Source organism: Staphylococcus sp. HMSC063F05 (assembly GCF_001837075.1).
Classification (GTDB): Bacteria; Bacillota; Bacilli; order Staphylococcales; family Staphylococcaceae; genus Staphylococcus; species Staphylococcus epidermidis.
In genome coordinates this window covers 147,176-154,212 of record NZ_KV831328.1, presented here as the reverse complement: position 1 = coordinate 154,212, position 7,037 = coordinate 147,176, and the positions used below count along the sequence as shown (strand labels likewise).

Sequence of the window (7,037 nt, the reverse complement as noted above, 5' to 3'; positions counted from 1 at the left end):
AACTATTGCCACTCCTATTCTTGATGTTTTTTCTTTGTTGTTTGATGTGATTTGAAAATTATACGTTTTTAATGTTGATAATTTTGACAATGAATAACTCATACATTTGCTCAATAAAAAAGAGCAGATGTTCCGACCGTTTAATTTCGGTTTGCTCTTCATTTATCACAATAGCATTTTGAACAACAATTTATTTGTTCTAAACAATAATATCACTTTAAGATAACTTTGTGAAATTAATTCACGAAGTTTTAATAAAATATTTATATTTTTAGTGGAGATGCTAATTGATATTAAAAAAACCAATGAACAATATCTAAATGAAATGTTCATTGGTTTATGGTTAGAGGTGAGTTGCAATATATTTACTTGAAACGTATAGTTCATGTTCATTACAAATGGATAAAATCTCATTTAGTGTATGAGCATATGTCATCTCTTTAAAAAGTTTGTCTGTTTCAATTGGAACTTTGGTATATATTTCTGCGAGTGATTTTGATAAATGCAGATGATTTAAATTATTTGTTATTTTTTTCTGTTGAGCGGGAGTTAATGATGATAAATTGTTCACTACATTTTCGACAGTTCCATGATTTTGAATTAATTTAATTGCTGTTTTTTCACCTATCCCTTTTACACCAGAATAGCCATCTGCTGTATCACCCATAAAAGCTTTAACATCTATTAATTGTTGAGGATTAAGCCCGTATTCATCAATGAAACGATCAAGCGTGTAACGTTGATAGATTGTAAAACCTTTTTTTATAAGCCAAACTTCTACATTATGATTAATGCATTGGAGTAAGTCTCGGTCTCCGGTAATGATATAAACTTCATGTTCTTGTGAATATGTTTCCGCTAAACTGCCAATAATATCATCAGCTTCATAATTACGCTTACCAACATTTACAAAACCAAACTGATGGGATATTTCTTTAACATAATCGAATTGAGGAATAAGTTCATCAGGAGGTGCTGGGCGATTTTGTTTATAGCCATCATACATTTCATTTCTGAATGTTTCTTGCCCCATATCCCAACAAACTGCTACGTGAGTAGGTTCGATTTCCTTGATAGCGCTAAAAATATGTCTTACAAAACCTTGAATACCATTTGTAGGAATTCCTTTAGAATTGTACATAAATTGATTGTGTAAGCTTGTTGCATAAAAATGTCTAAATAATAAAGCCATTCCATCAACGAGCAATACTCTTTGAGGCATTTTTAATCCTTCTTTCTACTATAAAATATTGTCTAATTGTGTCGTTTTCAATTCTAGTTGTTGTATTAATGTATCATCGATAGTGAATGAAAGTAACTCATCAATTTGTTGTTGAATGGATGTCTCCAACATTTGAAATTGATGTTCGGCAAGTTGAGTCATCTCATGGATATAATCATTTAATTGTCGGCGCAATGAGTTCAAATCATCTTGTAATAATTCAAGAGTTTGATTAGCTATGTGTACTTGTATATCCTTTTGTGACTTTGGATTAACTATTTTACGTTTAGTTAACTGTTTTGGTAGTGATTGCAACATTGAATTAAGTTCAATTTGAAGTAACGCCGTATCAACCAGTGATGGCTCAACATTAAATTTTGCATTTATAATAACATGAATCTGATTTAACTTTTTCATGACTGGTAGGATTTGTTCTTCTAGTTGTGAATTAAAATATTTTTTAATCCTTTCTGTGATAAGTGATTGCTCTAAGAATAAGCGTTGATGAATTTGATCTAAATATATTTTAGTTGAAATTTTCTTTTCCTCATTAAAGTCGTTATTTTGTGTCATCTGACTATTAAACACAGATTTAACCTCATCTAAAAGTTGTAGTTTTAACCGTTCATTTAGATGATATACTTGTTCTTCTACTTCATTGAAAGTACGTTGTGCAGTTGTATCAATCAACTCTTGATTTAATAGGGTTTGGTTTTTATAGTGATTTAATTTATGTTGTCTAGCTGATAATTTTGCGTTGTCATCGTGAAAATCTTTAATCATTTTTTTAAAGGAGTTATTCATTTGTTGCAATTGATAAGTCATCTGCTGCTCTAAAATTGTTCTAGATTCAACCTTTGCAAAGTATTGTATACTTTCTCTTAATTCATTTATGCCAATGTTATTCCCATTTAAACTTTGACGACTTGAAACACTATATATATCAGAGTGTAAGTTAACTTGCCCCAGTGCATCTGCAACATAATCCTCAACGGCTTGTATATCCTGTTTATCTTCAGCTAGGTCAACCGCATTAATTATCATTTTAAAAGCTTGATTTTCATTTAATTGATTCATATCTTTCATATGTTCGATAAAGGCTTTGTCGTTATCTGTAAATGAATGATTGAAGTAAGTTACATACAAAATAAGGTCAGAAGAAGTGAGAATTTGTTCAGTTTCATTCGTGTGTCTTTGATTATTGGAATGTAAACCCAGTGAATCAATAATGATTTTACCCTTAAGCCAATCTAAAGGTAGCTTAAGGTGTACAGTTTTCACGAAAGTGGCATACTCATCCTCGGCACTCCACTTTTTAATTTCTTCAAGCGATACTGTGTGTATAAGTGAATGTTCTAGCATTGACGTGTACATTTCATAATGTTTCTCAATTGCACTAATAAATGCAAGTTGGTTCTTTTCTAGTTTCGATTTTAACTTCTCTAAATCGCTCTTAATAAAGTTGTCTAAGGTGTTAAACGATATTTCATAAAATTCTAGTACATGATTAACTTCCTCTAGTAATTGCTCTTTAGATTTTAATGTGATTTGACTCTCTTTACCATATGATAATTCCGTCGTTGCCGCTGTTGTTGGATTAGGAGAACTAACTAAATAGTTATCACCTAGTAGAGCGTTGATTAAGCTGCTTTTACCTGCGCTAAATGTACCAAAAACACCTACTTTTGTTATTTGATTATCGAGTCTCAGAATGGTATCGGTGATATCTTGTTTAGTGCGATCAAATAATGGTACATCTTTAACGATATCTAATGCACGCTTAATATCTTGATTAGATGTAACAAACTCGTTACGATGTTGTGTCTCATGTTTACGATGATAAGCAGTTGAATTTTCTTGTTTAAGTTCAAAATGAGTCTCTGTTCTTCCAATTAATTTATCTAAAGAATCGTCTAAATGGATATAGTAATGTTTGTAGTTGTGGGATGTAAGCGAATCCTTTAATGTGTTAAGTTCAATGTATCTATCATATTCATACCTATCTTCATTTTCATCACTCGATAATTCATTAACTTGTACATGATTGACAGCTTCTTCAAATAGTGGTGTTGACTCATTTTCTATTTTTTTATTCAAAGCTTTTATAACTTCATCTGAAAATGTTAAAACGTATGTGTTGCTAATGCTCGTTTGAGTTTGATATAGCTCTGATATAAGTGACGGAACGACGTCATATTCTTGATTTAGTATTTTTTCATTCACAGCATGTTTATTTATGAATCTAGTTAAAAATGACATATCTTCACGAAGTGGTTGTCGTACTTGTTGATTAACTTTCTCTTGCAATTGAGTGGTCGCCTCATTAAGTCGTTTGATTTGTTCTTCTTCTTTTTTCTTCCTTTTATTAAAAAATCCATTCACTTTAAAATCAGTTGCCATGCTTTCTAAATAATTCCGTAAAGATTCACGCATATCGTACGTCATGATATAAGCATTATCTAATATATCTTTACGCTTCTGTTTTAAATAATTAAATAATTGATTAGAGTCATTGAGCAATTGTGCTTCTGCGCTGACTTCTTGATTTTGTTGAAATTGAATATATGCTTCCTCGAATTGTTCTTCATTAATTTGAAGGGTGTCAAGAATAGATTGCATTTCATTTTGAATGTATATGTATTGTGCGTCGGTAATGAATTGAATTGTTCTATTAACATAGTCTTCTGTTGATTCACGATGTTGATCCATAAATACTAGAAAATTTGAAAGTTTGTCAATTTCATTCTGTGGATGATCAAACTTTGAAACGTAATAAGTATCTTGAAGTTTGATATCCCAGTCTTTGATTGATTTTTCGACTCTTGATTTAAAAGTTTCAAATGTAATTTCTTCTTCATTATGTTTATCAATCTGATTAATCACAAAAATAATTGGTATACCAACTTCATTAATACGTTTCATAAATTTAAAGTTCAACGCTGATTGGACATGATTATAGTCTACTGTATAAAACAACAAGTTACTTGTATACATAAATTGCTCTGTACTCGACTGATGCGTTGCAACGTTAGAGTCAACACCCGGTGTATCTTGAAATGTAAACCCTAGATTAAATTTGTTTGATGGAAAATTAATTTCTATCGATTCTACATCGACATTTTGTCGATTCATTTGTTTAACATCGTTGTACGTTTTTAATTTTGTATATTGTTGTTGCGTAAGATTGGCAATGATTTCGTCTTCCTTGGCTACTGAAACGATAGCTGTATTGCTCGTTGTTGGTACTGGAGAACTTGGTAGTATATCTTGTTCTAATAACAAATTAATTAACGTTGATTTTCCAGCTGAGAAATGTCCTACAAATGTTGCGGTGTATTGATTTAAATAAACTTTTTTTATTACTTGATTAATGGTATTAATTAAAGGTCTGTTATTAGATTTTTCCAATTCTTTTTTTAATTTATATAAAGTATCTAATTGTTCATTTATTGCCATAAGTATTACCCCTTTAGTTCAGTGATAAATCACAGAATTTTTACTCGATTAAAGTAACAAAATCAGAATTCAAAATTATTTGAAAGGTAAATTAAATTTAAATGAAAAGTATCTGTAGCTAAATGATTATTGTGACTTTCATCAAAGATATTAGAAGTATAATAAATGAATTCTATCTTGTTTTTATAATTGAATGAAAGATAATCCCCTGTTTGAATTTAAGTAATATTGTACAATTTATTTTATGATAATTAGCAATAAATTCAAAAAAATAAGGCAGCCATGATGACTTGCCCTAAATTTAAGCTTATTTATCTATTTCAAATTCTATCATAATATTGATTGAAAACCCATGCATGTAGATACAAACTTTATACTAATTGAACCAAGCAGGTTTATTACCTTCTGTATTAGGTTTATTCACACCAATATTTTCTTTAGAGTGTAGTTCTGGGTTTTTGGCAATTTGTACTGCTAAAGATGCTACACTTTTACGTGATACTTCAGTACCTTTAAATGTTTCGTTCTTTGCTGTGATCTCATATACATTTTCATTTTTATCTGTAAGCCAGCCTGGACGTATTATTGTGTAATCTAAATCTGAATTTTCTATAATATCAGATGCTTTGCGGTAGCGATTCAATTTTTCGCCAAATTGTTCTTTATTCCATTGATTGAATGGTTCTGGTAGTTCATCATAAATACCAGGAGCTGCTACAAAAATCAGTCTCTTAACATTTTTGTTATCCATGGCTTTTACGATAGTTTCAGCTTGTTTATCAAGTGATCCCGATAAACTTGCAAAAACAACATCAACATTGTTTAAAGCACTTTCTAAATCCTCAATATTTTTAGCGTCTCCCTCATAAACTTTAATTCTATTAGAGGCGTAATCAGGTATACGATGCGCATTTCTCAAAAATAAATCAACATTAAATCTTGAGTTCTCTAGGAAAATTTTTGTCGCTTCGATAGATACTCTACCATTTGCGCCTACAATCAAAACAGTCTTCATATTTAAAAGCCCCTTTCTAATTAAAATATGATACATTTTTAGTATATGACTTATTTTTTAATAAAATTAAACACTCCTATTTAACTGTACTACAGTCAAGATAAGAGTGCGAATAAATAGTACTTGAATAATTACTATAATTACACAAGTATTATAAAATGTAAAATTTAATTTTTATTACTTTGCTTTTTACCCCAATACTGATAGTACGTACATTCAATATACCCGTTGAACAACTTACGTCTTTTAGTCGCTTTTCGATTAACTAAGTATTCAAATTCTTTGTTACTTGTTAATATGTAGGCCGATAAATGAGGATGTTGTTTCAAAAGTGTACCTATATAACGATACATTTCTTCAACTTCTTCACGATCTCCAATTCTTTCACCATACGGTGGATTGCCAACAAGTGCTACAGGCTTGTCGGTATCAATAGACAAAGTATTCACATCTTTAACATTGAACTGTATGATATCTCCGAGACCAACTTCTTCTGCATTACGTTTTGCAATTTCAATCATTTCTGGATCAATATCAGAAGCATATACTTGTATGTCTTTATCATAGTCAGCCAATTGATCAGCTTCATCACGAAATTTGTCATAAATATTAGGTGGCATCATATTCCATTGTTCAGATACAAAATCCCTATTAAAACCAGGTGCAATATTTTGTGCAATAAGACATGCTTCAATAGCAATGGTGCCTGAACCACAGAAAGGATCAATTAAAGGTGTGTTACCATTCCAATTTGCTAAACGAATGAGGCTTGCTGCCAATGTTTCTTTAATGGGTGCTTCACCTTGAGCAATGCGATAACCTCGCTTGTTGAGTCCAGAACCAGCAGTATCAATGGTCAATAATACATTATCTTTTAATATTGCTACTTCTACAGGATATTTGGCGCCTGTTTCACTTAGCCATCCTTTTTCTTGATGAGCATGCTTAAGTCGTTCTACTATAGCCTTTTTAGTAATTGCTTGGCAGTCAGGTACACTATATAATGTTGATTTTACACTCCGCCCTTGAACCGGGAAATTACCTTCTTTGTCAATTACGGTCTCCCATGGTAATGACTTTGTTTGCTCAAATAATTCGTCGAAAGTAGTAGCATTGAATCGACCCATTACAATTTTTATTCGGTCTGCGGTACGTAACCATAAGTTACATCTAACAATAGCACTTTCATCACCTTCAAAAAAGATACGACCGTTTTCTACTTGTGTATCGTAACCTAATTCTTGTATTTCTTTAGCTACAACTGCTTCTAATCCCATTGGACATACTGCTAATAATTGAAACATGACCGAGTCTCCTTTTAATTTATTGAATCAATATATGTAT

At 31.1% G+C, this 7,037-nt stretch carries 4 protein-coding genes; all 4 read right to left on the bottom strand.

Annotated features, from left to right (window positions below; all coding sequences use genetic code 11):
• Positions 1–343: 343 nt before the first annotated feature.
• The 4 genes from HMPREF2576_RS04225 to HMPREF2576_RS04210 all read right to left on the bottom strand — a co-directional run bounded on the left by HMPREF2576_RS04225 (position 344) and on the right by HMPREF2576_RS04210 (position 6,997).
• Positions 344–1,222: a 5'-3' exonuclease gene (locus HMPREF2576_RS04225; RefSeq protein WP_001830929.1), complete on the bottom strand. Its 879-nt coding sequence runs from the start codon at positions 1,220–1,222 to the stop codon at positions 344–346.
• 18 nt (positions 1,223–1,240) lie between these two features.
• Entirely contained in the window at positions 1,241–4,678 is a 3,438-nt protein-coding gene (locus HMPREF2576_RS04220; protein WP_001830977.1) for a dynamin family protein, read from the bottom strand.
• A gap of 376 nt (positions 4,679–5,054) precedes the next feature.
• A complete protein-coding gene (locus HMPREF2576_RS04215; protein WP_001831317.1) occupies positions 5,055–5,693 on the bottom strand; it encodes an SDR family oxidoreductase in 639 nt (212 codons plus the stop codon).
• 167 nt (positions 5,694–5,860) lie between these two features.
• Positions 5,861–6,997 carry a THUMP domain-containing class I SAM-dependent RNA methyltransferase gene (locus HMPREF2576_RS04210; protein ID WP_001831166.1) on the bottom strand — a complete coding sequence of 379 codons (1,137 nt, stop codon included), beginning with the start codon at positions 6,995–6,997 and terminating at the stop codon, positions 5,861–5,863.
• Positions 6,998–7,037 lie beyond the last annotated feature (40 nt).